This is a genomic window from Oxobacter pfennigii (assembly GCF_001317355.1).
GTDB lineage: Bacteria > Bacillota > Clostridia > Clostridiales > Oxobacteraceae > Oxobacter > Oxobacter pfennigii.
This window is the reverse complement of record NZ_LKET01000016.1, coordinates 48,217-74,168: the sequence shown is the minus strand read 5'-3', so window position 1 is coordinate 74,168 and position 25,952 is coordinate 48,217. Positions and strand designations below refer to the sequence as shown.

23 protein-coding genes and 1 riboswitch are annotated in these 25,952 nt (G+C 39.7%); of the genes, 4 read left to right on the top strand and 19 right to left on the bottom strand.

What is annotated here, in order from left to right; translation table 11 throughout:
- Positions 1–157: 157 nt before the first annotated feature.
- The 7 genes from purN to OXPF_RS01955 form a co-directional block, all read right to left on the bottom strand.
- Entirely contained in the window at positions 158–772 is a 615-nt protein-coding gene (gene purN / locus OXPF_RS01985) for a phosphoribosylglycinamide formyltransferase (RefSeq protein ID WP_054873544.1), read from the bottom strand.
- Positions 766–1,794, bottom strand: coding sequence for a phosphoribosylformylglycinamidine cyclo-ligase (gene purM, locus OXPF_RS01980; protein WP_054873543.1), 1,029 nt, complete (start codon positions 1,792–1,794; stop codon positions 766–768). Before purM ends, purN begins: the two co-directional genes overlap by 7 nt.
- Positions 1,791–3,221, bottom strand: a complete 1,431-nt coding sequence (purF, locus tag OXPF_RS01975) for an amidophosphoribosyltransferase (RefSeq protein WP_054873542.1) — start codon at positions 3,219–3,221, stop codon at positions 1,791–1,793. The genes purM and purF overlap by 4 nt, the downstream gene beginning before the upstream one ends.
- A 21-nt stretch (positions 3,222–3,242) precedes the next feature.
- Positions 3,243–3,950 carry a phosphoribosylaminoimidazolesuccinocarboxamide synthase gene (gene purC, locus OXPF_RS01970; protein WP_054873541.1) on the bottom strand — a complete coding sequence of 236 codons (708 nt, stop codon included), beginning with the start codon at positions 3,948–3,950 and terminating at the stop codon, positions 3,243–3,245.
- The gene (purE, locus tag OXPF_RS01965; protein ID WP_054873540.1) at positions 3,938–4,441 is read right to left on the bottom strand and encodes a 5-(carboxyamino)imidazole ribonucleotide mutase; all 504 of its coding nucleotides are present in this window, start codon (positions 4,439–4,441) and stop codon (positions 3,938–3,940) included. Before purE ends, purC begins: the two co-directional genes overlap by 13 nt.
- A 236-nt stretch (positions 4,442–4,677) precedes the next feature.
- Positions 4,678–4,779, bottom strand: a riboswitch (purine riboswitch).
- A gap of 151 nt (positions 4,780–4,930) precedes the next feature.
- Positions 4,931–5,434 (bottom strand): leucine-rich repeat domain-containing protein, encoded by a 504-nt coding sequence (locus OXPF_RS01960; RefSeq protein ID WP_054873539.1) that lies wholly within the window; start codon positions 5,432–5,434, stop codon positions 4,931–4,933.
- Between the two features lie 128 nt (positions 5,435–5,562).
- A complete protein-coding gene (locus OXPF_RS01955) occupies positions 5,563–6,975 on the bottom strand; it encodes an NCS2 family permease (protein WP_054873538.1) in 1,413 nt (470 codons plus the stop codon).
- Between the two features lie 222 nt (positions 6,976–7,197).
- Here OXPF_RS01955 and OXPF_RS01950 point away from each other — a divergent pair, with 222 nt between their 5' ends.
- Together OXPF_RS01950 and OXPF_RS01945 are read left to right on the top strand one after the other, a co-directional pair.
- On the top strand, positions 7,198–12,051 hold the full coding sequence (locus OXPF_RS01950; RefSeq protein WP_054873537.1) for a nucleotidyl transferase family protein: 4,854 nt from the start codon (positions 7,198–7,200) through the stop codon (positions 12,049–12,051).
- An 8-nt stretch (positions 12,052–12,059) separates the two neighbouring features.
- Positions 12,060–13,301 carry a lactate/malate family dehydrogenase gene (locus tag OXPF_RS01945; RefSeq protein WP_054873536.1) on the top strand — a complete coding sequence of 414 codons (1,242 nt, stop codon included), beginning with the start codon at positions 12,060–12,062 and terminating at the stop codon, positions 13,299–13,301.
- 44 nt (positions 13,302–13,345) lie between these two features.
- On the opposite strand, the gene OXPF_RS01940 is transcribed toward OXPF_RS01945, so the two are convergent.
- From OXPF_RS01940 to OXPF_RS01910, 7 genes are all read right to left on the bottom strand, one after another.
- Complete coding sequence (locus OXPF_RS01940) at positions 13,346–14,428, bottom strand: TolB family protein (protein ID WP_054873535.1); 1,083 nt, start codon at positions 14,426–14,428, stop codon at positions 13,346–13,348.
- 470 nt (positions 14,429–14,898) lie between these two features.
- Positions 14,899–16,299 carry a S24/S26 family peptidase gene (locus OXPF_RS01935; RefSeq protein WP_054873534.1) on the bottom strand — a complete coding sequence of 467 codons (1,401 nt, stop codon included), beginning with the start codon at positions 16,297–16,299 and terminating at the stop codon, positions 14,899–14,901.
- Entirely contained in the window at positions 16,274–17,281 is a 1,008-nt protein-coding gene (locus OXPF_RS01930; RefSeq protein ID WP_054873533.1) for a P-loop NTPase family protein, read from the bottom strand. The genes OXPF_RS01935 and OXPF_RS01930 overlap by 26 nt, the downstream gene beginning before the upstream one ends.
- Positions 17,282–17,305: 24 nt before the next feature.
- Entirely contained in the window at positions 17,306–17,833 is a 528-nt protein-coding gene (locus OXPF_RS01925) for a signal peptidase I (protein WP_054873532.1), read from the bottom strand.
- Between the two features lie 114 nt (positions 17,834–17,947).
- A complete protein-coding gene (locus OXPF_RS01920) occupies positions 17,948–18,478 on the bottom strand; it encodes a hypothetical protein (protein ID WP_054873531.1) in 531 nt (176 codons plus the stop codon).
- A gap of 49 nt (positions 18,479–18,527) precedes the next feature.
- Positions 18,528–18,719 (bottom strand): hypothetical protein, encoded by a 192-nt coding sequence (locus tag OXPF_RS01915; protein ID WP_242854298.1) that lies wholly within the window; start codon positions 18,717–18,719, stop codon positions 18,528–18,530.
- Between the two features lie 27 nt (positions 18,720–18,746).
- A complete protein-coding gene (locus OXPF_RS01910; protein ID WP_054873529.1) occupies positions 18,747–19,718 on the bottom strand; it encodes a cellulose binding domain-containing protein in 972 nt (323 codons plus the stop codon).
- A gap of 411 nt (positions 19,719–20,129) precedes the next feature.
- Between OXPF_RS01910 and OXPF_RS01905 the strand changes: the two genes are divergently transcribed.
- Both OXPF_RS01905 and OXPF_RS01900 read left to right on the top strand, forming a co-directional pair.
- On the top strand, positions 20,130–20,414 hold the full coding sequence (locus OXPF_RS01905; protein WP_083479652.1) for a type II toxin-antitoxin system RelB/DinJ family antitoxin: 285 nt from the start codon (positions 20,130–20,132) through the stop codon (positions 20,412–20,414).
- The gene (locus tag OXPF_RS01900; protein WP_479724479.1) at positions 20,414–20,791 is read left to right on the top strand and encodes a type II toxin-antitoxin system YafQ family toxin; all 378 of its coding nucleotides are present in this window, start codon (positions 20,414–20,416) and stop codon (positions 20,789–20,791) included. Before OXPF_RS01905 ends, OXPF_RS01900 begins: the two co-directional genes overlap by 1 nt.
- Before the next feature lie 55 nt (positions 20,792–20,846).
- Here the strand turns inward: OXPF_RS01900 and OXPF_RS01895 are convergent, their stop codons facing one another.
- From OXPF_RS01895 to OXPF_RS01875, 5 genes are all read right to left on the bottom strand, one after another.
- Positions 20,847–21,449, bottom strand: coding sequence for an ABC transporter ATP-binding protein (locus tag OXPF_RS01895; protein WP_054873527.1), 603 nt, complete (start codon positions 21,447–21,449; stop codon positions 20,847–20,849).
- Positions 21,439–22,362: an ABC transporter ATP-binding protein gene (locus tag OXPF_RS01890; protein ID WP_054873526.1), complete on the bottom strand. Its 924-nt coding sequence runs from the start codon at positions 22,360–22,362 to the stop codon at positions 21,439–21,441. Before OXPF_RS01890 ends, OXPF_RS01895 begins: the two co-directional genes overlap by 11 nt.
- Positions 22,363–22,372: 10 nt before the next feature.
- Positions 22,373–23,251, bottom strand: a complete 879-nt coding sequence (locus OXPF_RS01885; RefSeq protein WP_083479651.1) for an ABC transporter permease — start codon at positions 23,249–23,251, stop codon at positions 22,373–22,375.
- Entirely contained in the window at positions 23,248–24,234 is a 987-nt protein-coding gene (locus OXPF_RS01880) for an ABC transporter permease (RefSeq protein ID WP_242854297.1), read from the bottom strand. Before OXPF_RS01880 ends, OXPF_RS01885 begins: the two co-directional genes overlap by 4 nt.
- An 85-nt stretch (positions 24,235–24,319) precedes the next feature.
- A complete protein-coding gene (locus OXPF_RS01875; RefSeq protein WP_054873524.1) occupies positions 24,320–25,909 on the bottom strand; it encodes an ABC transporter substrate-binding protein in 1,590 nt (529 codons plus the stop codon).
- Positions 25,910–25,952: the final 43 nt, after the last annotated feature.

Below are 25,952 nucleotides of genomic sequence, written 5' to 3'. Positions count from 1 at the left end.
CTGTGAAAGTTCTTGGCGAAGCTGCCACAGAAAATGCTTAGAATTTTAGATTGTTTGAGCATGAGCGAGTTATCAAAATTCTTGCATTTTCAAGGCAGGGAGCCTTAGAACTTGCAGAACTCGAACAGCGTATGGAGTGTTCAAAATTTTGAAACTCTCACCTTATTATAACTTTCCGGCCGGATATGCTTACCTTTCCGTCGCATATAAGCTTTACTGCCAATGGCAGAAGCTGGTGCTCATATGCGAGAATTTTCTTCTGAAGGGTTTCGGGAGTATCATCATCTGAAACTTCCACAGCTTTCTGAAGAATTATGGGGCCGGTATCCGTACCTTCATCCACAAAGTGAACGGTGCAGCCCGACACTTTTACGCCGTATTCCAGGGCCTTTTTATGAACATTTATTCCATGGTATCCGTCTCCGCAAAAAGAGGGTATTAAAGAGGGATGGATATTGATTACTGCATTTTGATACCTCTCTATAATTTCCTTTGACAATATTGAGAGATATCCTGCAAGAACCACCAGGTCCACATTATGTTCAGTAAGCTCTTTTAATATATTAGCATTAAGTTCCTTTGAAGTCATAATCTTTCTGTCAAAGACTGCCGCAGGTATTCCTTCATTCTCCGCCCGCTTCAATGAATAAACCTCCGGCCTGTCGGTTATGACAACAGCAATTTCACCCTTTATATTTCCGCTCTTTATATCATCAATTATGGCTTGAAGGTTGGTGCCTCCCCCCGAGACCAGAACACCTATCTTTAGCAAAGCTCCACCCCGGCCTTTCCTTCTGCCACCTCTCCTATGACGAAGGCTTCTTCACCTGAAATCTTCAAATATGATAATATTTCATTTGCTTTTTCCTTAGAAACAGCCATAACCATTCCGATACCCATATTGAAGGTATTATAAAGCTCATTATCACCTAATCCCGAAAGGTTTTTCAAATCATTGAATATGGGCTTCATATCCCAGGAGCCTTTGAATATCCTGGCCATAAGGCCATTTGGAAGCATCCTCGGTATATTTTCAATAAAGCCTCCGCCTGTAATATGGGATAAGCCTTTTACTTCATAATTTTCAAGAAGGCTTAAAATTAGGTCTACATATATCCTGGTAGGCATTAAAAGCATTCCGCCTAATGTGCAGTTAAACCTTTCGTCAAATTTATTAAGCTCCGATGCATCAACATTGCCGTATAATTTCCTGACCAGGGAATACCCGTTGCTGTGTATCCCCGAGGAAGCCAAGCCAATTAAAACATCGCCCTTTTCTATTTTGCTGCCGTCAATTATTTTGTTTTTATCAACAATACCCACAGCAAAGCCTGCAATATCGTATTCATTTTCTTTATAAAATCCGGGCATTTCAGCAGTTTCACCGCCAATCAGCGCTGCCTTTGACATTTTACAGCCTTCGCTTATACCTTTTACAATATCCGCTATTCTTTCAGGTTTAAGCTTGCCGCAGGCTATATAGTCAAGAAAAAACAAGGGCTTTGCACCCTGGCACACTATGTCGTTGACGCACATGGCAACGGCATCTATTCCTATGGTATCATGTTTATCCAGCATGAATGCCAGCTGAAGCTTGGTTCCTACTCCGTCGGTTCCGGATACCAGCACCGGGTTTTCATATTTTTTAATATCAAGAAGCTCGAAAAGCCCTCCGAAGCTTCCTATATCTCCTATAACGCCCTTTGTATAAGTTGACCGCACGTGTTCTTTCATCATCTTTACAGCTTTGTATCCTGCCTCAATATCTACTCCGGAATCCTTATAAGTTATCATGCATTTAACCTGCCTTTTTCAAACAAATATTTATCGGACTCTCTTGGAACCGAAATAGGATATACACCGGAAAAACATCCGGTACAGAAACCGGCATTGGTGCTGCCTGTAGATTTAATGAGCCCGTCCAAGCTTATATATCCAAGAGAATCAGCCCCTATGATATCCCTTATTTCATCCATGGTGCTCACAGCTCCTATAAGCTGCTTTCTTGAAGGTGTATCAATTCCAAAATAGCATGGATATTTAATCAATGGAGAACAAATTCTCACGTGTACTTCCTTTGCTCCGGCGGAGCGCAGCATAGACACAATTTTTTTACAGGTGGTGCCGCGCACGATTGAATCATCCACCATTACAATTCTTTTGCCTTCAACGTTTCTTTTAAGCGCATTTAATTTTATCTGAACGGCCAGCTCTCTTAAAGTCTGGTCCGGTTTTATAAAAGTCCTGCCTACATATTTATTTTTTATAAGTCCTTCGCCAAAGGGTATTCCTGATTCTTCCGCATAGCCAATGGCCGAAACGGTTCCAGAATCCGGAACGCCTATAACCAAATCCGCCTCAACGGGATATTCCTGGGCAAGTATGGCTCCCGCGTTTCTTCTTGCCTCATAGACGCCTATACCGTCAATTGTGCTGTCAGGGCGGGCAAAATAAATATATTCGAAAATACATAATGAGGACTTTATTTCCTCCTGAATTTTTAAGGATCTCAGCCCTTCATTATCAATTATAATAATTTCTCCCGGTTCAACATCCCTTATGAATTCTCCGCCGACGGTATCAATGGCGCAGCTCTCGGAAGCCAGTATAAATCCGCTTGCTATTTTGCCTATACAAAGGGGCCTTATACCATAGGGATCCCTTACCCCTATTAGTTTGTCATCTGCCAATATAGTTAATGCATAGGAGCCCTTTACTGCCTGCATGGTTTCTAAAACAGCAGTTTCCAGGCTTCTTTTTGCATATCTTGCAAAAAGGTTTGCTATGACTTCTGAATCTATTGATGTCTGGAATACCGCTCCGCCGTCTTCTAAAAGGTCTCTTATAACTTCGGCATTTACAAGGTTTCCGTTATGAGCCAGTGCGATATTACCCATCTTGTATTTCATGACAAGGGGCTGTGCATTATTAACTGTACTGGCGCCGGTTGTTGAATATCTTACATGTCCTATTGCTGCGCTGCCTTTTAAATTATCAAGTACATCCCCTCTGAATACATCGGATACCAATCCCATCTCCTTATGACATACAACGGAGCTGCCATCGTATACCGCAATACCTGCACTTTCCTGTCCCCTGTGCTGGAGTGCATATAACCCAAGATAGGTTATTTTAGCACAGTCTATATCTTCATCGGTACACCAGATACCAAATACTCCGCATTCGTCTTTGAATTTATCTGTTTCAAGTATGTCAACCATTTTAACTATCCTTTCCGGAATTTATTTTCCGCCCAGTCTTGATAAGATTTCTTTATATGCTCCCTCCACGTCTCCTAAATCTCTTCTGAATCTGTCCTTATCCAGTTTCTCTCCGGTAACCGCATCCCAGAACCTACAGGTATCGGGGCTTATTTCATCGGCAAGGACGATTTCCCCTTTGAACCTTCCGAATTCCAGCTTAAAATCTATAAGGTCTATATTCATTTTCTTGAAATAATCCTTCAGTATATCGTTAACCTTAAGTGCCATTTCTGAGAGCTTTTCAATTTCTTCTTTTGTCGCTAAATTTATGCTTAATATGTGATAATCGTTTAGCATGGGGTCGCCTAAATCGTCGTTCTTATAGCAAAACTCCAATACCGTGCAGTTTAATTTGGTTCCTTCTTCTACTCCCAGCCTTTTTGCAAGAGAGCCTGCTGCCACATTTCTTACTATAACTTCAAGAGGAACTATTTCCACTCTTTTGCACAATTGTTCCCGCTCATTAAGCATCTTTTCAAAATGGGTGGGAATTCCATTTTCTTTGAGCATTTCAAAAATCATAGAGGTTATTTTATTATTCATAATACCCTTATCTTCAATGGTGCCCTTTTTTAGACCGTTAAAAGCAGTTGCATCATCCTTGTAGTGGATAATAGCATAATCCGGGTCATCGGTTTTATATACCTTCTTTGCCTTGCCTTCATAAATCATCTCTAGCTTTTCCATATTTGTTCTGCCTCCTCTTTTATTTTCTTATCTTTTTCAAGGACCTGACTTTTCATAGTCTCTCTGTAGGATATGAGTTTTTCTTCTAATACTTCATATTTCATTGCCAGTATTGAAACTGCCAGTAGAGCCGCATTATCGCTGCCGTCAACGGCAACGGTGGCTACGGGTATTCCCGGCGGCATCTGTACTATTGATAACAGCGCGTCCATTCCATCGAATGTTGATGATTTTATGGGAACTCCAATGACCGGCATGGTGGTCATGGCGGCAATTACTCCAGGAAGATGGGCGGCTTTTCCCGCACCGGCTATGATGACCTCAATGCCATTATCTTTGGCTGATTTTATATAAGTAGTTAACCTGTCTAAATCCCTGTGGGCTGATATTACCGATACCTCAAAATCCACCCCGAATTTTTTAAGGACTTCGGCGCTTTTTTTCATAATCTGATAATCCGAGTCGCTTCCCATTATTATGGCAACCTTCATTGCTTTTCCTCCTTATGATTTCTACGTTGGGGACATACCTTTAGGTGTGTCCCCGCACCTTCCTGCACCTTATTGGTCCCCTTTCCTTTTACTTAGTTTTTCCATTAAAATATAAAAAACCCAGGGTAATAGACCTTTGAGTGAAATCTATCCCAGGGTTTTAATCAGGACAAAGAGTAAAAAACACCAATGCACTTTAAACCTAATATATTCATAATAGGCTGAAAGGATGTTTTAAACCGCATGATTTCACCCATAGTCACGCAGTTTACGGCTGCATGGTAGAGACATCCGAACCATATCATCGGACATATATGAGTGCAGGCAATATTTTCTTTATTACATCTTAACAAATTTTTTTATATAGTGTCAATATTTTTGCGAACTTTTTAATATAAATTTAAAATACTGAACGCTTATTTACGAATATTCAGCAATATAAAAATTAATATAATTCGTGTATCGCAGTTTTTATAATTATCCGTTTATTTAATCTGTTTTTGATATTGATATCCCGGTTCCTATTAATTTATCCTTATCTTCAATATTCTCTATGTCTGCAATGATTACTTTAAGATTTTTATAATTTAAGATTGGTTCAATGCTTTTAATTCCGGTTCTTCTGATATAAATCTCCTCTATATTTTCAAATCCTTTAAGTACGCTAAGATCGGATATTTCAGACTGGTCTAATCTTAATTGCTTCAGATTTGGGAGCCTGTCCGAAGGTATATCAATATTTTTTATTAAACTTCCCCCTAAATCCAATTGCATGAGTTTTTTCATAGTGGGAAAATTGTTGATACTATCTATATCGCATTCTTTAAAATTTAGAGATTCCAGATTATCCAGTGCAGGAATAGTATTAACTTCATCTTGAGTTATGGTTAATCCAAACAAAGATATTGATGATGCAAACTGTAAGTTTTCCAACGGTTTAAAGTTTTTAACATGAGGAGTGTCTGCCAGCCCTCTCCCAAATATTTCATACATTTCTAAGTTAATATTAATTTAGAAATGTGAAATTGTAAACTAAGTATTACTCAATTCTATATAGTATATGGACAAAAATAAGTGCCTGCTTTTAATGGCAGACACTTTATAATACTAAATATTCCTTTTTAAACCTGCATTATGAATTTGATGATAAAGAGCAATGTAAATATATACATTATAGGATGGACTTTATTTGCCTTTCCGGTAAATACTTTAACTAATGTATAGAATATAAACCCTGCGGCTATTCCGTTGGCAATGCTGTATGTAAAAGGCATTATGGCCAAGGTTAAGAATGCCGGCAAACCTTCTTCAAAATCATCAAAGTTGATTTTGGTTACAGCTCCAATCATAAGCACCCCAACTATAATAAGGGCAGGGGCTGTTGCCTGTGAAGGCACTACTCCAACAATGGGTGATATGAATAATGCAAGGAGAAAGCATATTGCAGTTACGACGGAAGTAAGTCCTGTCCTTCCCCCTTCACTTATTCCCGCAGCGCTTTCTACATAAGTAGTAACGTTGCTGGTCCCAAGAAGGGCACCGACAGATGTGGCAGTAGCATCTGCAAATAATGCTTTATCAAGTTTTCTAGGGAACATGCCTTTTCCCGGCTTATCATTCTTTTCATCAAACATTCCTGTCTTTTCTCCCGTACCTATAAAGGTTCCTATGGTATCAAAGGTGTCAACCAGGCTGAAGGAAAGGATAATTGTAAGCGCTGTAAGAATACCTGTGCCTGCATTGAATAACTCGCTGAAATTGAGCTTTAAAAATGTAGGTGCGAGGCTGGGCGGCGCAGATACAAAACTCGTGGGCAAAAATATATTAAGATTAACATTAAAAGCAGTCTGTGCTATTATACCTGCAATGGTTGTAAGTATAATACCAAGAAGTATAGAGCCTTTTACTTTTTTAACCATTAAAACTACTGTGACAATAAGACCGAAAATGGCAAGGAGCGTTTTAGGATCTGTGACGCTTCCGAAGGCCAATAGGGTATCGGGAGATGAAACTATTAGACCCCCTTCTTTTAAACCTATTAAAGATATGAATAAGCCGATACCGGCTCCTATGGCGCTTTTTAAGGAATCAGGAATGGCATTAACAATGGCCAGCCTTATTCTTGTTACTGTTATGAAAATATTGATTAAGCCGCATACAAATACAGCTGCCAGTGCCGCCTGCCATGAATATTTTGCAGTTAATACAACATAATAAGTAAAAAATGCATTCATTCCCATTCCTGCAGCTTGTGCAAAGGGCACATTTGCAACAAGTCCCATTATCAAAGTTCCTATAATGGCAGATATAATAGTGGCTGCAAATACAGCGCCGATTATTTTATCGTTTGCCGTGTTCAAGCCTGCGGCGGCTACAGCGTCTCCAAATAAGCCTTTTTCATTCATGCCTGCTGCGCTTAAAATCATGGGATTCACAAATATTATATACGCCATTGTAATGAATGTTGTAATACCGGCAATTACTTCGGTTTTGAAATTAGTGTTGTTCTCCTTTAATTTAAAGAAATCGTTCATTGTTATGTTCCTCCTCTGTGTTTCACATACTCTTTCAAAAATAATCTGAAGATATTTGTTAAAATAAAGGCTTTTTCAATTTTATTATCTCCCAATAAAGCGCATATACACCATTTTAGCATATTATTGGCTTAAATAATATTGATAAGCAAAGTGTAAAGTAATATTATTAAGACAGTCAATACTTACTTTATGATATTTTCATAAGGGAGGAAATAATTTATGAGCTTTAAAGATCTGCATGCCCAATTTTCAAAGGATTTGAATATAAGCCAGTCATTCATTAAAAAGCATATAAACGACGCTGAATTTTGCGAGAAGCTGAAGGCAATCATCGATAAAAAAAATTTCAGCTGCAGCGCAGTATTTGATCTGACATATAAAATGATAAATGAGCTTTCAAAAGCAGATTTACCCTTTGACTGGCTAAATTACATATATCAGTTTGCCCTATATAAATCCTTTCCCGATGCCGTCACTATAAAGCTTGATGAAAGGCTTAACGTGGCCTGCAACCTCTATTTAAATGCCTTGAGAATAATAAGCCGCTATCAGATGGAAAACAAAGACGGCACCTGGCAGAGCAAATACCCCATGGTTTTTCTTACAAAGAATGAAATTGAATATTTAGAAAGTCCCAAAGAATATTTAAGCTTTATGAATGCCTTTGCCAGAGATTATATATATGAAATGATGAAATTAAGCAAAGAAGTCATGGGTTATAGTACTTTAGACCATATATGCGGTGTTCATCACCTTGCATTAACTCTTGGAAGGCAGCTTAAAAAGAAGGGCATTCCCGTGGATTTGGGCCGGGTTTCCGGTGCCGCTGCCGGACATGATATAGGAAAATACGGCTGCAAGGGCGTTGAACTTATAAGAGTCCCCTATCTTCACTATTATTACACCGACCAGTGGTTTAAAAAATTTGATATAAATTATATAAGCCATATTGCAGTCAATCATTCCACCTGGGATTTGGAGCTTGAAAATCTCCCTTTGGAATCACTGCTTTTAATATATGCAGACTTCAGGGTTAAAAGAAAAAACAGTGAAAACGGTTCAAGCACAATGCATTTTTATTCCCTGAAGGATTCCTTTGATGTCATATTAAGCAAGCTTGATAATGTAGATGAAAATAAGCTTAAGCGTTATCAGAAGATATATGCAAAGCTTGAGGATTTTGAAAATTATATGCTCAGGCAAAATATAAGTTTAGACCCTGATTTTGAATATGATAACACAGATTCTATATACAAACCTTCAGCTTATTCCCTGATGCAGGGAAAAGAAATTGTGGACAGCTTGAAATTCCTTGCAATAGACCACAACATAAACCTTATGCACCAGTTCAGGGATGAGTTTTCTTTAAGTATGATACTCCAATCGGCGAGGAGTCTTACCGACTGGAAAAGCTTGAGGGAATATATAAGGATATTTGAGGAATATTCTGCTTACCTTACTCAGAAGCAGAAAATCCAAACCCTCAAATTTCTCTTTGAATTTGCAACCCATCCCGAAGAGGATATAAGGCGCCGGACAGCTGAAATAATTGGTTCCCTAATTGCAATGTATGATGAGGATTACAGAAAAGAAATACCCGGAGATGTAAGTATCCAAAGAGGGGATATAACCAGCCGAAGTATTTTTGAAGAATATCTCAATCTGTTTCTTTACCCCGGGCATAGGTATATTGATGAATACAAGGAATGGATCGGCATAAATTTAAGTGCAATGGTAAGCTCGGTATTTGAACACTGCCCCAAAAGGCTTGTAAATGAGCTTATGAATACCTTGCTCAAGTTTTATGAATACTATGACAGCAAAAGCAAGGCTTCCCTTCTCTACCTATTAAAAACCGCCGAACACATACCCCTTGATTATTGCGATATCAATTTTAATCCGGTATTTTTATTTTTAATAAAGGTACTTAATAAAGAAAGGGGAACCTTAAAGCTGGCAGGCTATGAGTCGGCCTACAATCTCATGCTAAGAATAAACGAACCCTGCTCTTTGCATACCGGCTTAACAGAATTGATTGAAAGCCATGCTTCACGGAGCAAATATCCTACAGAAAATTATATGAAATTAAAAATTGCACGCCATCTTGAAATGAAGGATGAAATTATAGCAGAGCTTGAGCAAAATTGCAGGCTGGATAATAAAGAACAGTCTGAAATGTTTTTAAGCAATTTAAAGACGGCTACCAATTGGATAATAAAAAAGACACAAATTGAAATATTGCTGGAGCAAGCTCTGAAAAATCCTAAAGGAGACGGGCTTCATACTGCTATACATCTTTGTAACCTTTTAAAAGTCAGCGCCATGGAATATGTCCGTACCAATGCCGGGGAGGCCATAGTCAAAATAATGCCCGGCCTTTCTCCCGACAAGCGAAACGAGGTGGCGGTAGAATTGGTCAGGGCATTAGAAATTGAAGGCTATCATTTTACAGAGTATATACCAAATTATTTGGGACAGGTAATGCTTTGGCTGCAGCCAGTAGAGCTTGACGAATTAATAGACGATTTAGCTGTAAAAATCAAAAGATCCGATTCACAGATTAAATCCTTGATTTTAAAAACCATCGGTGTATGTATTGAACATTACCCGAAGTACAGCAGCACTTTTTTCGAAGATATTAATAAATTCCATGACAGGCTTAAAAAGATGCTTGGAATACTGCTTAATGCCTTAGGAGACTATAACATCCACGTAAAGCAAATAGCATTCAGCGTATTTTGTAAGGATATATTCGGCTCCGAACACTTAAACACAGAAGAGAAAGCCCATATATTCACACTTACGGCAAAGAAAATACTGGTCCTTCTGGTTGACAACAAAAAGGATCAGCTGCTTTTTTTAACCAATTCGGCAGGTCTCAACCATATATACAGGTTTGTATCCGATTATATTTTATCCATTGGAGATCTGGTTCTTAAAACTCCTGAAAAAATAGCCTTTTTTCCCGGAACCTTCGACCCATTTTCCTTAAGCCATAAGGAAATCGTAAAACGAGTTGCGGATTTGGGCTTTGAGGTTTATCTTTCCATCGATGAATTTTCATGGTCTAAACGTACTCTGCCCAACCTTTTAAGGAGAAGGATAGCTTCAATATCAACGGCAGACGAACCTAGGGTGTATCTGTATCCCGAAAATTTCACCGCCAATATTGCAAATCCTGATGATCTTAAGGTACTGAAGGAAAACTTCGGCAAATCAGAGGTGTATATGGCGGTGGGCAGCGATGTTGTCCTTAATGCCTCCTGTTATGAAGGTGAAAAAGCTTCGGATTCAATATACTCTTTTCCTCACATTATAATAGACCGGAATGACAATACAGACAAAAACAAAAAAATAGGCGATATTATAAAAAATATTGAGGGTGAATGCCTGTGGCTTACCTTGCCAAAGGAATATTCGGAAATAAGCTCCACCCATATAAGAAAGCATATTGATGAAAACCGTGATATTTCAAACTTTGTAGACTCCCTTGCCGAGCGGTATATTTTCGAACATGGGTTTTATCAAAGAGAGCCCCAGGAAAAATCCTTGCTTCAATCCTCTATAGACAGAAAAATTGAAATCTATGAATCCATAAAGCCGGAAATTATATACAAGCTGGCGGCCTTAAACCCCGAGGAATATGACAGAATTAAAAAAGCCCTTTTGGAATTATCGGCCAATACTTCATACAGGATAATAACCCTCTATGACAGTCCCAACGGCAATATTTTAGGCTGCTCCATATTCCACTGGGTGCCTTCCAGCAATCTCTACAGTGAGTTTAAAAACGATGCTTTATCAAAATATGTCCGCAATAATACCATTGGAAGGATTGTTCTCATTGACGGAATTATTGTGGATGAAAAAATGAAAGGCAAGGCTTTAGAGCAGGTCCTTGTAACAGAAACTTTAGCCTTCTGCCTTGCAGGGGATTATCAAAGCGCCGTTTATTATGATTCAATACATGAAAAGTGCCCTCCAAAGGTTATGGAAATCCTTACACTTCAAGGGTTTATAAAGCTTGATATCCCTGATAATGACAACCCGGCCTTTGTTGTTGATATGTCCAATCCGTCCATAATTGATTTGGATATAGAAACAGTGTTAAAGGAACCTTTTAAAAGCAATTCTGTAATAATGAAAGCAATATCAAAAACACGGAAAAAGCTGCAGAAAGCTATGACAAAGCTCTATCCCGGGCAGCTTATTTTGTCCTTTGATATAAATGTGCAGCATGAGCTCATGATAAAGAAAATATGCCAGGAGAACAATGTCCCCACACACATTGAAGAGCCTAAGAATCTCGGTCCCTTTATGTGCGTACCCTATGGGAACATATTGGATAAATATATCATACCAAATACCGTCACAAAGGCATTGCATACCGAAAAATTATTCTACCCGGATATGAAGACCTTTACCATAGGACCTTATCCATATTATCTTGATTTGGATATACAGGCCAAAGCCATTCATTCCTTTAAAAGAAAAGTAATCCTGGTGGATGATCTGCTTCATAAGGGACACAGGGTAAAGGCGGTAGATGCAGTATTTAAAAAAGAGGATGTATTTGTACACAAAATAATTGTGGGCATATTATCAGGAAGGGGCAAAGAATTGATGGATATGCAGCACCGAGAGGTAGACAGCGTTTACTTTATCCCTAAGCTCAACATTTGGTTCAACGAAAATGCTCTTTACCCCTTTATTGGCGGAGATGCGCTGTGGAGAGGAGTATATCCTGAAAGAAACCTCCTTCCCTCCATAAATTATATACTGCCTTATACTTCACCCACATTTATAAAAGATGCAGACAATTCTTCAATTTTCAATCTTTCAAGGACAGCCATTGAAAATGCCATTGACATATTGTCTGCCTTGGAAAATGAATATCATGTGCTAAATGAAAAAAACCTTACTCTGTCCCGTTTGGGAGAGGTATTCATAGCCCCCCGCTGCCCAGATAAGGGACAGAATATGGATTACGACTTGAATTTCAGTCCTTCATATTATTTGAAAAATGACCTGGAACTGCTTATAAGGCTTCAGGACATAATTGCAAGGATTTGAGGTGTAATATGTACTTTTATAAGCATAAAGACTGTATTTTAGCTTCCTTAACCGAGAGGAAAAATTTTAATAGCATAACGGAAGCAGAGGCTTCTCAGTATAACGGCATCCTTTATGTATTGAATGAAATGGAACCCTTAAAATCAAGAAGAAGCTTTTGCATTACGTCTCCATCCCATGTATTTTTGCAGAAGGAAGGTTTGGAACTTCTTAAAAAAAGTTATAGCTATAAAAATTCCCTTCCGCATTGGCTGGAAGAAAAAATAAATAAAAGAATGGTTACGTCCTTAAACACCTTGTACCCTGACTGGGAAGATGTTCTTGATTTCACCCATCCTAAAAAATGGAGAATAAATGTGGCCGGCTTAGGAGATGTAGGCGGCATTTTAGCGACGGGATTAAAGCTCCTTGGCGGAAAAAACATATCTGCCCTAGGCTTATATGACATCAATGAACATAAAATAAGGCGCTGGTGTATGGAGATTGGGCAGATAGCACTGCCATCTTATAAGCCATCTCCTGAAATATTGCCGTTAAAGGATGAAGAATTATTTGATTGCGATATGTTTGTATATTGTGTTTCAAAGGGTGTTCCTCCTGCTGACAGTGAAATTAAAGATGTCAGAATGTATCAATATGAAAGCAACTCAAAAATAATAAAAACCTATGCAAAAATGGCAAGAAATAATAAATTCAAAGGAACCTTTGCTGTTGTGTCAGACCCGGTGGACCTTTTGTGCAATGCAGTTTTTAAAGAAAGCAACTGTACTGATAAAGGAATGGCAGACTTTAAAGGTTTAGCTCCGGAACAGATAAGAGGCTTCGGCTTAGGTGTAATGCATGCCCGGGCAGCATATTATTCAAGGGAGCAGCAGGAAACCCTTCATTATGAAAAGGAAGGCAGGGTTTTCGGCCCTCATGGTGAAGGTCTTGTTGTTTCTGACAGCATTAAAAAATATAATCATGAGCTTTCAATAATGCTCACCAAAAAAACAATCAACGCAAATATGAAAATCCGTGAAACGGGATTTAAACCTTATGCAGCCCCTGCATTGTCCTCAGGCTCCCTTCCCATTATAGCAACCATAACGGGAAAATGGCATTACAGCGCCGTTTTTTTAGGCGGAGTATTCATGGGGTGCAAAAACAGGCTCATTGCTTCCGGTACCGAAATCGAAACCCTGGATATACCGGAATTGCTGTGGCAAAGGCTTAAAAATACCTATAATAATTTAAGCAATTCAATATAGATTTGTGATAAAAAATAAGGGCAGCTCATTGGCTGTCCCTGACTTTATTCTCCTTTAATTTTGCTTGTAAAGTGCAATAACTTAATACCGGCACCTTCCTGGCCGGGTTTATATTCCATTTTAATGATTTCTTTCATAGTCCTGCTTTCAACGTCATACTCAACTATCTTTCTGTTTTCCGAATCAAAGGTGGCATAGTATAATTTCTTGCTGTCATCCGCCCATGCTGCCATATATACATCATCGGCTATCATCATGGTGTTCTTGTTCATATCTATGATGTGCACCGTTTTATTCAGTTTCTCATTGATTGCAATAAAGGAAATCATGCTGCTGTCAGGCGAGATTTTAACGGTTTCCCTTGCGATGTTCAAGCCCGCGGTCAATTCTTTCCTGTTTGAGCCGTCGATGTCCATCATATAAAGGTTATACTTGCCCTTTTCCTTTTCATCGCTTAAAAAAATAATCCTTGTTCCATCCGGAGTCATTACCGGAGAAATATCATTGGCACTGTTGTTTGACAGGTTTGTTGCGGTCATAGCTGCAATTTCATATTTATAAATATCAAAATTGTCATCCTGGTTCTTAATGAATATAATAAGCTTTCCGTCACTGCTGAACTTAGGATTCTCATCTTCGCTTAAATCGTCGGTTACCTTGATAGGCGTGCTGTCCGCCACAGCCTGGCAATAATAAATTTCATTGGATTTATCCAGAGCTTGCCTGGAGGAAAAGGCGATTTTCTTTCCGTCGGGAGACCAGGACACGAAATTATTCAGAACGGTTATATTTCCATTTATAGTCTTAAGCCCACTGCCATCGGCATTAATCATATTGAGGAGTTGTTTTTCACCTTCAATAGAAAAAAAAGCTATCTTCTCTCCCTTAGCAGTGGCACCGTACATATCCTCTTCATATGCTTTCTTTTTATTCTTGCCCGTAACCTCGGCATTATAAAGCATATTGCCTTTTGAAGGCTCTGAATTTAAGAACACCACATAACCCTTGCTGCCTTCTTCGCTTTTCTCCTCAGATTTCTGGGGGCTTTGTTTTCTTTGAGTGCATGATGCCGTATATATAAACGAAAATACTATCAATAACAAGCATGTAAATCTTCTTAAGTTCATAACTCCACTCCCTTTGAATAGAACCTCTTAGTTTATTTTTTCCTCTTACAGAAATTTTATTATATAGAAAGCAATATTTAATGTCTTTCGGTTCAAAGGAGAGTATGATATGAACTTTATCGGATTTTAATAATTGTTACACCTCTTTTTGATACGCAAAGTCCTTTTTTGTATATAATTTTTATAATCTATTTCAGCTTTCTTTTTTGCTTTTTGATACCGGAGTGCAAGAATTTTAAACTGCTGCATGCTTAGCGCTACTTCCAAATTATCACTCCTAAAAATTATTTTTCAAGTCCATTTATACGATGTTATCTATACGATAACATAAATTTATTACAAATCTATCACATACATGTTAATTTTCTATTATTTTTAAATGCAAGTTTTTAAAGCCCCCTCATGTAATATATATGTCATAGGTATATTTTTATTTCACTTTACTCTAAAAAGCCTGCGGTAAAGCATCTTTATCTGCTTCTTCTCTGATAAAAGTCAATGATTTGCTTGTAATAAAACAGCAATATAGTTGGCACCAATAAAAACAGCAATCTTCCAAAAATTGTGTTGGCAAAAAGTATCAATGCTCCCAGCCACCGGTTTCTTCCAGCGAACACGCCGATTACAGCTTCTCTTAATACGGTTTTTATCATAGCCCCGGCTTGGGACATGGGCGGATAATTATCTATATCCACCTTGAGATTATTTTCATTTTTTTCAATGATTCTCTCAACGTAAATTACATTATTTTGCTTAAAAATAATTATCTCTCCTACGCTGACTTCATATTGAGTATCGATTTTTTTGAAGTAAGCAAGATCATTCAGCATGATTTCCGGCTCCATTGTATCGGATTTGAAAACAAAGGGAATTACCCCCCGTATTGTAACCTCGCTGCCGGGGGTGGATGCATTGATCAAAATAATGAACACATTAAAAAACAATAGGGTGCAAATAAAAACTATCAAGAAAACAGTAACTGCGGTATCAAAGGCTTTTCTTTGCTTCAAAGACTTTTCACCGCCGCCGGCAAGTCTCCATTTTTTCGCTCTTTTGTCTTTATATACAATTTCGGTATCTGCGGGTAAATTGAGGTCATAATCGAGTATATTATAATATTTTGCTACATTCCTGGCTCTTATGACGCATACCAGGACAGAGGCAATTATCATGACTGCGGCAACAGGTAAAAACACAGAGCGGCTGATATCAAAGAGATTATATATATTCTGCATTGCTACCCGGTTAGACAGCACGGGATAGTATCCCAATACTGTTTTAAGTACTATAATGAAAACCGCTGAAAAAAATATGAAATACCGGGCATTAATAATAGTTTTTACATAAAGGGAGACTGCCATAGTAAATATGCTTATGAGTATTAAGTCCGTAAGCCCGGCTATATAGAGAGAAGGCATATATGCAAGTATAAAACTGTATTTTAGAAAAACGGTAAGCAATATTATGGACATAAAGCCAATAGTATATATTAATACAACAGAAAGAAGCAGGGCAAAAAACTTGGAAAAAATCATAGACACAGGATTATATCCCATTTGCACCAGCAGGTACCATGAGTTTTTTCTTATTTCGGAGAAGAAAAGGTAATCATAATACACAATGAAATACACCGCATTCAGAAAAAAGGATATATGAATGTAAATATAAAGCGTTGAAAAGAAACTGGGCTGCATTATTTCCGGGACTACATCGGAAAGCACGCTTTCCTGCAGTGTTTGAAGCAGAAAATAAAGTGCGAATGAGATAAATCCCAGAAAAATAGCAAATATTATTTTCCTATTGTTACCGGTTTTATTTCCCGTATATGCCTGACGGAGCTCTTTTTTAAAATAACTGCTTCTGTAAATCATACTGTAAGATAATCTCCTCGTAAGCATTTTGCACTGTTTTGGGGTTTATTTCCATATAATCGGGTGTGATGCCTGCCTCAGCTACTTTTTTATATATATAACCTGCATCGCAGCCTTCTTTTCCGGTACAGTATACAAACAGGCTGTCATCTTTTACGGATAATTTATGATAAGGGAGAATTGCTGCAAGCTTATCCGCCACGGAATATATGTTTTTATCCCGTATTATAACCAAAATTTTATCATAATTGAATCTGAGATTGTCAACAGTGCCTTTATATATTAATCTTCCATCTGCTATAAAAGCTGTATGGCTGCATGTTTTTTCAATTAAAAGAGAGTTTTGGGTGCCTAGTATTAATGCTTTTCCTTTGTCCCTTATAAGTACCGATATTTTTTCAATTGCATTAATAAGTGTCTCATCGAATTCATACTCGGGAAAATTATACACAATCATCATACAGTCCGAATAAGCTGCAGCAATCAATTCCACGACAGCATTCTCTTCCTTTGTCAGCATTCTGTTGGGCGTCAATGATAAATTACCAAGGCCAATATCGATTATGAATTCAAAAATTCTATCCTGAAGCTCCACTTTATTGACCTTTTGTTTACCCATGGCGAACATCAGAAATTCCAGCATATTCATATTATTATAAATCATGTTGGAGTTTCCTATGTAGAACACATGCTTAAGTATGGTTCTTTTATTCCGCATCATGCCCCGCTCTATCAGTACGCATTTGCCGCAGTCGTAGGGCCTTATGTTAGCCATTATCTCCAGCAGCAGCTTTATTTCATAAGAGGATCTTCCGTTAATACCCCAAGCTTCGGACCTTTTAATCAGCAAATTTATATCCTCAAGAACACGCTTGGGTTCTTCGTTCTTATAGAAAAAATATTCGGCGGATGAAATATTCTCCATAGATACGATATTCTGCACCGGACTTTCACCTGTATTGTATTTTTGATTATGCTTCATATATGCATCTCCATCATGGCAGACCTATGTTAAAGGGATTTTCCCTATAAATACCGCCAATACTCTGTCAGGAGTAAGTAGCTCCCGGTCTGTAGAATTCCGGGGATTATCTCCTTTTGTGCGGTATGCAATGCCTCTATTTTCATCAGTTACAACCTCGACAATTCTGTGAGTAACGATATATCCTGAAAGATTTTTAAATGTTACTACATCATTTGTTTTAAGGTTATCAGGGTTTTTTGCCTTACGGCACAAAATTACCGAACCGATATTAAAAGTCGGCTCCATGCTGCCTGATTCCACGACAAAAAGATGAAAACCTAAAATCCCGGGAATTTCTCCCCTGGTCTTAGCAATATTGACATATACAATAGCTGTCGTAAGTGACAGAACCACGGAGAGGAATGCAATCCAGCCGAATATTTTAAAAACAAGTTTATTTCTTCCCGGACTCCGCTTGCCGCCTCTGCCGGATTGTCTTTCCTTTTCCGCCATTATCTCTTTTCGCATTGCTTCGATTTGTTCCTGTGTAGTAAACTTAGTCTGCAACATCCCTCCGCCTTTCCTTAATTGTTGTTATAAGAGATCGATTATAGTATGCCCCAATTAATATAAAAAAGCTGACCGGTTCAAATGGAACCAGCCAGCTTTTTTATCATTCAATTTTTACTTCTGTGTACCCGTTACAGATACTTGGACAGCTGTCCCGTAATCTGCTCCGGCGTAGTTTATATCAACTGCATCATTGCTTGGCCAATTAACAGACACAGTATATACCTTTTCCTGTCCATTGGCATTCAAACTAAATTCATCGGCAAATGTTATCAGCCCGTCTGCTGTAGTGCTACCTACTATAGTACCATCTGAGTTTTTAACGGTAAACACAAGAGGTGCTATAACTTCTTTACCGTCAGCAGCGATAATATCAACATTAAAGTTCATATCCATAGCTGTTTCACTTACTACAGATCCGTTATAATTCTTTACACTGAACTTCCATTCTGTTGTTTCACCGGGGGCCATATTCACATTTTTTATAAATGTGTCTGTCCCGCCTTCCATAAGGACGAATTCCTTAGCGACCACGCTGCCTTCCGCAAGGTTATCGATGGAAGTGGTATACATTGCAAGAGTTCCAGCTGTAATTGAAGCTGTTAACAGCAAAGCAAAGGCAATAGCTACAAGCATTTTTTTCATATTGGTGCCCTCCTATAAATTTTAAGATAAATCCTTTTATTCTTAATTATTATTTCATATCAATAATTGCCTGTTCCTGCACTTGATTGGCTTCATTTCTTTGATTATCCTTGCTTAAATCTGCGGCTACTTCAACGCTAAAACTGGATTCGGAAGTATAATTTGAAAGAGTTCCTACTGTTGAGGAGACAAATGCCGCACCGATAAGAACCAGTATCAATAGAATTTTTACTCTCATCATACGTACCTCCTCATCAATACAATTACGTTAATTCAGCGAAGATTTGCCAAATTCATAAGTTAAATCAACATTGCTGCTGGGAGCCATATTGCTGCCGCCAACGCTTATATTTCTTATGGCTTCAGTTCCATTGCCGATGGCCGGCCCCCTGAAGGATACGCTCTGTCCGGGCAGAATATCATCTGTTGCCACATTGTTGTATCCAGGGTTTATGAATTTATAAGAGCCTTCCGGCAATCCGGATACCATCCTGGCATTGCTCCATGCCCGGGTAATCCTGTCTGCCGGCAGTGAAAAGGCAATTTCCCAATCTTCGATGGCCTCATCCGAATTATTGGTAATGGTCACCTTATATTCAAATTCATTAATACCGCTTTGACCATTTTGCCACGGAGCCGTTGTTTCATATCGGACGCTTATTTCACTTTCTTCATTGGGATTTTCGTTACCCGGATTGCTGCCGTCAAATGGAAGCTGTGATGCCACGGCATCAACATTAATAGTTGTTCCAAAATTACTGCCTGCATAATTGATATCTGTGTTTTTGTCTCCCGGCCAATATATTTCAATGGTATAATCCCTCTCCTGACCGCTTTCCGAAAGAGGGAAAGAGCCAATGACGTCAAAAGTACCTATGCCGGCAACACTGTTCAGTATATTTCCACCGGAATCCTTAACATTAACAACTAAGGGTTGTATAGTTTTTTTACCGGCTGAAGCATTCACATTAAAAGTAAGCTTGTAATATAAATCCGTTTCAGTGATGATATGATTTTCATAGTTCTTAACTTTAAATTGCCATCTTACGGTCTCCGTAGGTGCAATTTTTATGCCATGCTGAAAAGAATCTGTTCCGCTGCCGACAAATACAAATTCTTTAGCCACAACACTTCCATCTGCCAGATTATCAATTGAAGTCGTATACATTGCAAGGGTTCCGGCAACTAATGAGGTCGCCATTGTTAAAACCAACAGTAAAGCAAATATAATCTTTTTCATAGGACCACCTGCAATCATTTATAATATAGTAACGCTTGTTTTACACATCCTTTTGTATGTCTTTCTCTCTTCGAAATCCTGCGAGGGATATCTATTTGCTATGATATCATGGGATGAAAGGAAGGTCTAATTGTATATTAATCCATTTTTAGAATTATATATGAGTCTGAAAGCGGAGAATGGGCTAAAGATAAGACTTAGGATTAAAAATCCCGGCAGTGTTTCTAGTTGATTCCTGCCGCTTGCTGATAATGTGAGTCTTGTAAGGTTTCGGGCCGGAGATTTTCTGTCGGATGCAGGCAGGGGTATGCCGTAGCCCTAAGGTGACAGGAAATATTATATATACTCGTGCAAGGTATTTACAATGCACATATTTTATGGTGTGTTGAATATACTAAAGCAAAGGAGTTGATGATTATGGCCGATACGACGAATATAACCATCCGAATGGACGTCGAGCTTAAAAAACAGGCTGAACAGCTTTTTAACGAGCTTGGGATGAACATGACGACGGCCTTTAATATTTTCCTGCGACAGGCCGTCCGTCAGCAGCGCATTCCCTTTGACATTACTCTTGAAATTCCTAACGCCGAGACGATGTCGGCATTTGAGGAAGTGGAACGAATGAAGAAAGACCCAACTCTCGGCAAAACCTATACGGATGTTGACGGGATGATGAAGGAGCTTTTGACTTGATGTATTCCGTCAGACCGGCCTCAAAATTTCAAAAGGACTTAAAGCGCATCCAAAAGCGTGGATACAATATTGACCTTCTGACGGCGGTTATCAAGAAGCTTGCCAGCGGTGAAACATTGGATGCTGTCTATCGCGACCATCCGCTCGGTGGGAATAACGTCAGGCGCAGGGAGTGTCATATCACTCCCGACTGGCTTCTCATTTATGAGATTTCAGAAGGCCAGTTGATTTTTATATCTCACCCGCACCGGTACTCACAGCGATTTATTTGGTTGACGGAAAGCGGTTCAGTAATTGTAGAAATAGGTGTTTACCCTTCTTTCACAGGGTTTTCAGACCTGACCCTAAAATTTTTAGGGTCAGGTCGAAACCGTTGATGATGCACATTTCCCATTTGCGGAGCAAACCGCCATATTATGGCGGTCAGGCCTTTCAAAGCTCCTCAAAGTTGACTACTCTTGAACAAATGCGCTGTGCCAGGTCAAGGCTGTGGGTTATGACCAAGAGGCCCAAATTTCTTTTTTGGATAATTTTTAACATGAGCTCCCAAATCTGCGCTTGAGTTATCATATCAAGCATGGTGCTCATTTCATCTGCTATGATGAATTTAGTCCCGGGTCCCAATGCTCTTGCGATGCAAAAGCGCTGCAGCTCCCCGCCGGATAATTCGGTTGGATAGCGGTTAAGCCATTCTTTTTCTATTCCCATGTCACTAAGAAAAGAATCATCAGGAGTCCAGGCTTCGTTTAATGTCTGTCCCAATTTCCACCTGGGATTTACTGCTTTTTCGGGATGCTGGTATATAAGCTGCACCGGGCAATAGCCCTTTTGGGGCAATGGTTTTCCCTCAAAAAGGATTTGTCCTGAAATAGGCTCCAGGTATCCCGCAAGAAGCTGGGAGAGGGTGCTTTTTCCGCAGCCTGACGGCCCTACCAGAGCCACTCGCTCGCCTTTATCAACACCGAAATTAACACTATTTATAATTATATTGTCCGGACTGTAACCAAAACTTATATTTTTAGCTTCAAGTAGCATGAATGCAGCAAACCTCCCCGCCTCTAAGTTCCCTCATGGGAATCTTTTTTTCGCAAGCCTCTGTCTTCATCAAGCATCGCGGTCCGAAAAGACAACCGTCAGGCAATGCACCTGCATAGGGCTGAATCCCTTTTATTGGTTTAAAGCCATTTTGAGGGATAGCTTCCCATAATGCCTTTGTATACGGGTGCCTCAAAGCATCGGGGCCTTTGGCAAAGTCTTCAACGGATGCAACTTCTACCGTTGTTCCCGCATAAAAAACCGCAATCCTGTCAGCATAGGACAGCGCCAAATCAATATCATGGGTTATAAGCAAAACAGCACAGCCTTCATCGGCCAGCTCACGAAAATGGCTCATAGCCATCTTAGCCATCTCTTTGCTCAAACCCGGTGTAGGTTCATCGGCAATAATAAGTTTTGCATTGCCTATGACTGCCGTGGATACCAGCACCCTTCTTGCCATGCCTCCGGAGAGCTGAAATGGAAACAACCTTTCAACTGCCTCAGAGAGATTATACTTTTTAAAGACTTCTCTTTGTTTATCTATGCTGCCGTCAACACCTGCAACCTGCTTTCCCACCCGCATCAAAGGATCAAGATATTCTACGGATTGAGGAACCAAAGCAAGCTCTTTTCCCCGCAGTTTCTTTTGAAGATTACTTGTTAGAGGTTTCCCGCAATAGAGCATTTCTCCTGCGACCTTTGCATTGTTTGGTAAAATTCCTAGAACAGCATGAGCTAATAAGCTTTTACCCGAACCGGAGGAGCCGGCGATTGCCAAAACCTCACCTTCCTTGACGGAAATATTTAAATTTGTTATTACCTCAAGATCCTTTTGTTCAAGGCCTTTATCGTACATTTTGAAAGATACAGAGAGATTTTTAACTTCCAATACAGTTTTTTTATCAGTCATATTATCCCCCCTATTCCTGTGCACTGCCGGGATCTAACAGAAGCTTTATCTGTTCTCCCAGCTTGTCAAAAAGCATAACTACAACTACAAGCAGCACTCCCGGAAAAAGCACCAGCCACCACATGCCTGTGGCAATATGCTTTAGAGCCTCAGACAAAATAATACCTATAGCCGGCGAATCGACGGAAAGTCCGAATCCTAAGAATGTGATGCCTGCTTCGTGAAGTATGGCATGTGGAAAAAGAAGTATAAGTCCGACAATAAATTGAGGCAAAACATGAGGTACAATATGATTCCATGCCACTTCCATCTTGCCTTTTCCGAATTTACGGGCAGTTTTTACAAACTGGGCCTCACGGATTTGCATAACCTCACCGCGGATAACACGGGTTAAATTTGGCCAATGAGTGAGAGCAACACCGATAATTATTCCCTTTAAGCCTCTTCCCATCATAAAGGAAATCAGCATCAAAAGCACCATATGGGGGATTCCCATAAACATATCCACAAAATAAGAAATAATTTTATCCACCCATCCACCTACGCTGGCTGCTATAAGCCCAAGCAACAGTGCGATAAAGGCGCTGACTGTAGCTGCAAGAGTTCCTATAAGAATACTGGTTGAGAGCCCTTTTATCGTACGGTAGAACATATCTCTTCCTAAATAATCTGTTCCGAAAATGTGCTGCAGAGAGGGAGCCAGCTTTTTAGCGCTGTAATCCGGGGCATATAGTTCAGGATTCATTGTGATGCCTGTAATTGCGATAATGAGGAACAATAAAATGATAGCTCCGGCAAGAATGATGGTTTTTGTCCTTCGGTTCAGCGTCACTTTGGAAGCAGCTTTTGTCTTCTGCTTTGCAGCTTCTATGACTGCATTTTCACTCATCTTAGCTTACCCCCTTCCCTTATCTGAGGATTCAGCACTCCATAGAGCAGGTTTGCTGTAAGATTGCCTATAAATACAAATAATACCGAAAACATTGCAACACCCAGGAGCAAAGGAACATCGCCTCTTAATCCTGCTATACTGGCAGCACTGCCTAATCCCGGGTAGGAAAATACATTTTCAGCGAGAACGCTTCCGCCGAAGAGCTCACTGAAGGAAGCAAACTGCAGCGTGATTGCAGGAATCGCAATATTGCGCAGTCCGTGACGTTTTATGAGCGTCCAATTGCTTTCACCTCGAGCCTTTGCAAACAATACGTAATCGCTCTTCAATACATCTATCATCTTCTGCCTTGTATGCAGAGCAATTGAAGCTACTCCGGTAACACTTAAAGTAAAGGCCGGCAAAACAAGATGGTAGATTCTATCCCAAATGGTTACATCTGCTGCCGCCTTCCCTATCGGGACAGCAAGACCTATGGGGAACCATCCCAATGAAATGGCAAAAACCATTAAAAGCAATAGCCCAATCCAAAATGTGGGGGTGGAAGAAAGAACAAAGCAAAAGGTTTTGATACATTTATCGAAGAGGCTGCCTTCCATGGCACCGCAAAGTACACCTAAAACAAAGCCCAGTATGCCGGACATTGCCCAGGCAACAGCCATCAAGACAAGGGATGCCACAAAGCGTTCACCTAAGATTGCAGCGACGGGTTTTTGAAAAGTAGGTGACATTCCCATATCACCTTTCAGCGTGTTTTTAAGCCATGTGACATATCTCTCGGCCGGTGGTTTGTCCAGGCCCCAATGCTGTGCTACCAAATCCTTCTGCTCCTGGGAGACCCCGGACTCGGCGCCTACAAAGGAAGTTACCGGGTCAATGGGAGCCGAAACTATCAGCATAAAGCTAACCAAACTTACGCCTAACAATAAAAGAAGCATTCGAAATATTGTGGTGGCGGAGTACTTTAACATTCGATTCATAGAGCCCCTCTTTTCCATGAAGTTTATACAAGAGGCAGCGCCTCTTGTATACTACTTACCGCATACAGCGGCAAATTTCATTATATTATTCAAATTTCCACTCATTTAAGTTTTGTACTACCGGTGTGCCATGTCCGTGCGGATGTATTCTCTGGACACCAAGGCTTAAACCGTCTCTTACGAAATAGGAATGATCGATATTTACCAGCCACAGATACGGGAAATCAACATTTGCGCCGGTTGTGCCGTCATATTGTGCTTTTTTAGCATATTCTATGGCTTCTTCTTCAGTAGTTGATGCTATCATTTTATCTAAGTATTCATCGACTTTAGGATTATCGTACATGGGCGAATTTCCAAGGTTAACTATGTCTATTCCGCCAAGTGATGAATGGAAGGCGTTAAAAACATCCTTATAGCTGTAATCACCTGTACCTATACAGGTAGGAACTGCTCTTGCTATTTTCTGTGCCGATGCCCAATCCATTGCTTCGGCAACTATGTTTATACCCAGTTTTTTAGCGTTTTGACTTAAAGCTACCGCCAGATTATAGCGCTGTAAATCATCTGTACGTCCGGTAATCTTAAATTCGCATTTTATGCCGTTTTTCTCACGGATTCCGTCACCGTCAGAGTCAACCCATCCTGCATCCTCAAGAAGCTTCTTTGCTTCTTCAACTTTTCCGTCAGTAAAGGCAGGTTCCAGACTTGCCCATGGCAAGCCTTCAAAGCGAACCCAGCTTGGTGTACCTACACCGTTTAATGCATTATCGATGATTTCCTGACGGCTTATTCCTATGTTTAATGCTTTTCTTACCGCCGGGTCTGAGGTTACATTGCTTCCTACCGTCACACCGGAGGAATTAACGGTTTCAGGAATGGTGGGCAGATTAAAGCCGCGGTTATCCGAGGTTTTTATTGTTACGATGTGCATTCCGTTTACTTCTTCTGATGCATATTCCGGATTGACCATAACAACATCAAGCTCGCCGGATTTTGCCGATGCAAGGGCTGCTTCTTCATCCAGGCTCAGGAATGTAATCTGCTTGAAGGGTGATTTTATTCCATAATAATATTCGTTGGGTTCAACAATGAGCTGCTGGTTTATATCAAGCTGCTTTACCTTAAATGGTCCGGTTCCTATGGGATTTGCGGCATATGTATCACCATATGCATGTTCAGGCACTATTCCAATGAGAGCGGTTGTCCTTATGAAAGGTGAATAAGGCTTATTTAATGTGAACTTCACTTTGCCGTCAATCACTTCCGCTTTTTCAAGCATTGTAAGATCTACACTGGAACCGCTGGTTTTTGCGGTCATGTAAGTAAATACTACATCCTCGGGAGTCAAAGGCTCGCCATCGGAAAATTTAACATCGTCTCTTATGGTAAAAGTATAAACTAAACCATCATCACTTACTGTATAGCCGGTGGCAAGGTCATACTCGGTTTGTACATCTGTGTTTATTTTCAATAAAGCTGTATGAAAGATACTGGTTCCATTGCTGCCATAACCTTTACATGGATCATAATTTCCTCCGGTTAATCCGCCTACGGAGACAACTAAAGAATCCTTTGCCGATGCTTCATTTGGTTTGTTGTTGTTGGCACAGCCTGCCAACTGGGATACTGCAAGCATAATTATCAGCAGAAAAGAAAGTAATTTTTTGTTCATTTGAATATCCTCCCTAAAATATTGTTTTCTACCCTTTCACTAA

Excerpts from the sequence above, each read along its gene's own strand:
- OXPF_RS01875 (WP_054873524.1), bottom strand. The coding sequence starts at position 25,909 with ATGAACAAAAAATTACTTTCTTTTCTGCTGATAATTATGCTTGCAGTA.
- OXPF_RS01920 (WP_054873531.1), bottom strand. The coding sequence starts at position 18,478 with ATGAAAAAAATGCTTGTAGCTATTGCCTTTGCTTTGCTGTTAACAGCT.
- OXPF_RS01890 (WP_054873526.1), bottom strand. The coding sequence starts at position 22,362 with ATGACTGATAAAAAAACTGTATTGGAAGTTAAAAATCTCTCTGTATCT.
- purF (WP_054873542.1), bottom strand. The coding sequence starts at position 3,221 with ATGGTTGACATACTTGAAACAGATAAATTCAAAGACGAATGCGGAGTA.
- OXPF_RS01950 (WP_054873537.1), top strand. The coding sequence starts at position 7,198 with ATGAGCTTTAAAGATCTGCATGCCCAATTTTCAAAGGATTTGAATATA.
- purE (WP_054873540.1), bottom strand. The coding sequence starts at position 4,441 with ATGAAGGTTGCCATAATAATGGGAAGCGACTCGGATTATCAGATTATG.
- OXPF_RS01955 (WP_054873538.1), bottom strand. The coding sequence starts at position 6,975 with ATGAACGATTTCTTTAAATTAAAGGAGAACAACACTAATTTCAAAACC.
- OXPF_RS01940 (WP_054873535.1), bottom strand. The coding sequence starts at position 14,428 with ATGAACTTAAGAAGATTTACATGCTTGTTATTGATAGTATTTTCGTTT.
- OXPF_RS01915 (WP_242854298.1), bottom strand. The coding sequence starts at position 18,719 with ATGATGAGAGTAAAAATTCTATTGATACTGGTTCTTATCGGTGCGGCA.
- OXPF_RS01905 (WP_083479652.1), top strand. The coding sequence starts at position 20,130 with ATGATTATGGCCGATACGACGAATATAACCATCCGAATGGACGTCGAG.
- OXPF_RS01960 (WP_054873539.1), bottom strand. The coding sequence starts at position 5,434 with ATGTATGAAATATTTGGGAGAGGGCTGGCAGACACTCCTCATGTTAAA.
- OXPF_RS01895 (WP_054873527.1), bottom strand. The coding sequence starts at position 21,449 with ATGCTACTTGAAGCTAAAAATATAAGTTTTGGTTACAGTCCGGACAAT.
- OXPF_RS01900 (WP_479724479.1), top strand. The coding sequence starts at position 20,414 with ATGTATTCCGTCAGACCGGCCTCAAAATTTCAAAAGGACTTAAAGCGC.
- OXPF_RS01935 (WP_054873534.1), bottom strand. The coding sequence starts at position 16,299 with ATGATTTACAGAAGCAGTTATTTTAAAAAAGAGCTCCGTCAGGCATAT.
- OXPF_RS01925 (WP_054873532.1), bottom strand. The coding sequence starts at position 17,833 with ATGTTGCAGACTAAGTTTACTACACAGGAACAAATCGAAGCAATGCGA.
- OXPF_RS01885 (WP_083479651.1), bottom strand. The coding sequence starts at position 23,251 with ATGAGTGAAAATGCAGTCATAGAAGCTGCAAAGCAGAAGACAAAAGCT.
- purM (WP_054873543.1), bottom strand. The coding sequence starts at position 1,794 with ATGATAACTTATAAGGATTCCGGAGTAGATATTGAGGCAGGATACAAA.
- OXPF_RS01930 (WP_054873533.1), bottom strand. The coding sequence starts at position 17,281 with ATGAAGCATAATCAAAAATACAATACAGGTGAAAGTCCGGTGCAGAAT.
- OXPF_RS01880 (WP_242854297.1), bottom strand. The coding sequence starts at position 24,234 with ATGAATCGAATGTTAAAGTACTCCGCCACCACAATATTTCGAATGCTT.
- OXPF_RS01910 (WP_054873529.1), bottom strand. The coding sequence starts at position 19,718 with ATGAAAAAGATTATATTTGCTTTACTGTTGGTTTTAACAATGGCGACC.
- OXPF_RS01945 (WP_054873536.1), top strand. The coding sequence starts at position 12,060 with ATGTACTTTTATAAGCATAAAGACTGTATTTTAGCTTCCTTAACCGAG.
- purC (WP_054873541.1), bottom strand. The coding sequence starts at position 3,950 with ATGGAAAAGCTAGAGATGATTTATGAAGGCAAGGCAAAGAAGGTATAT.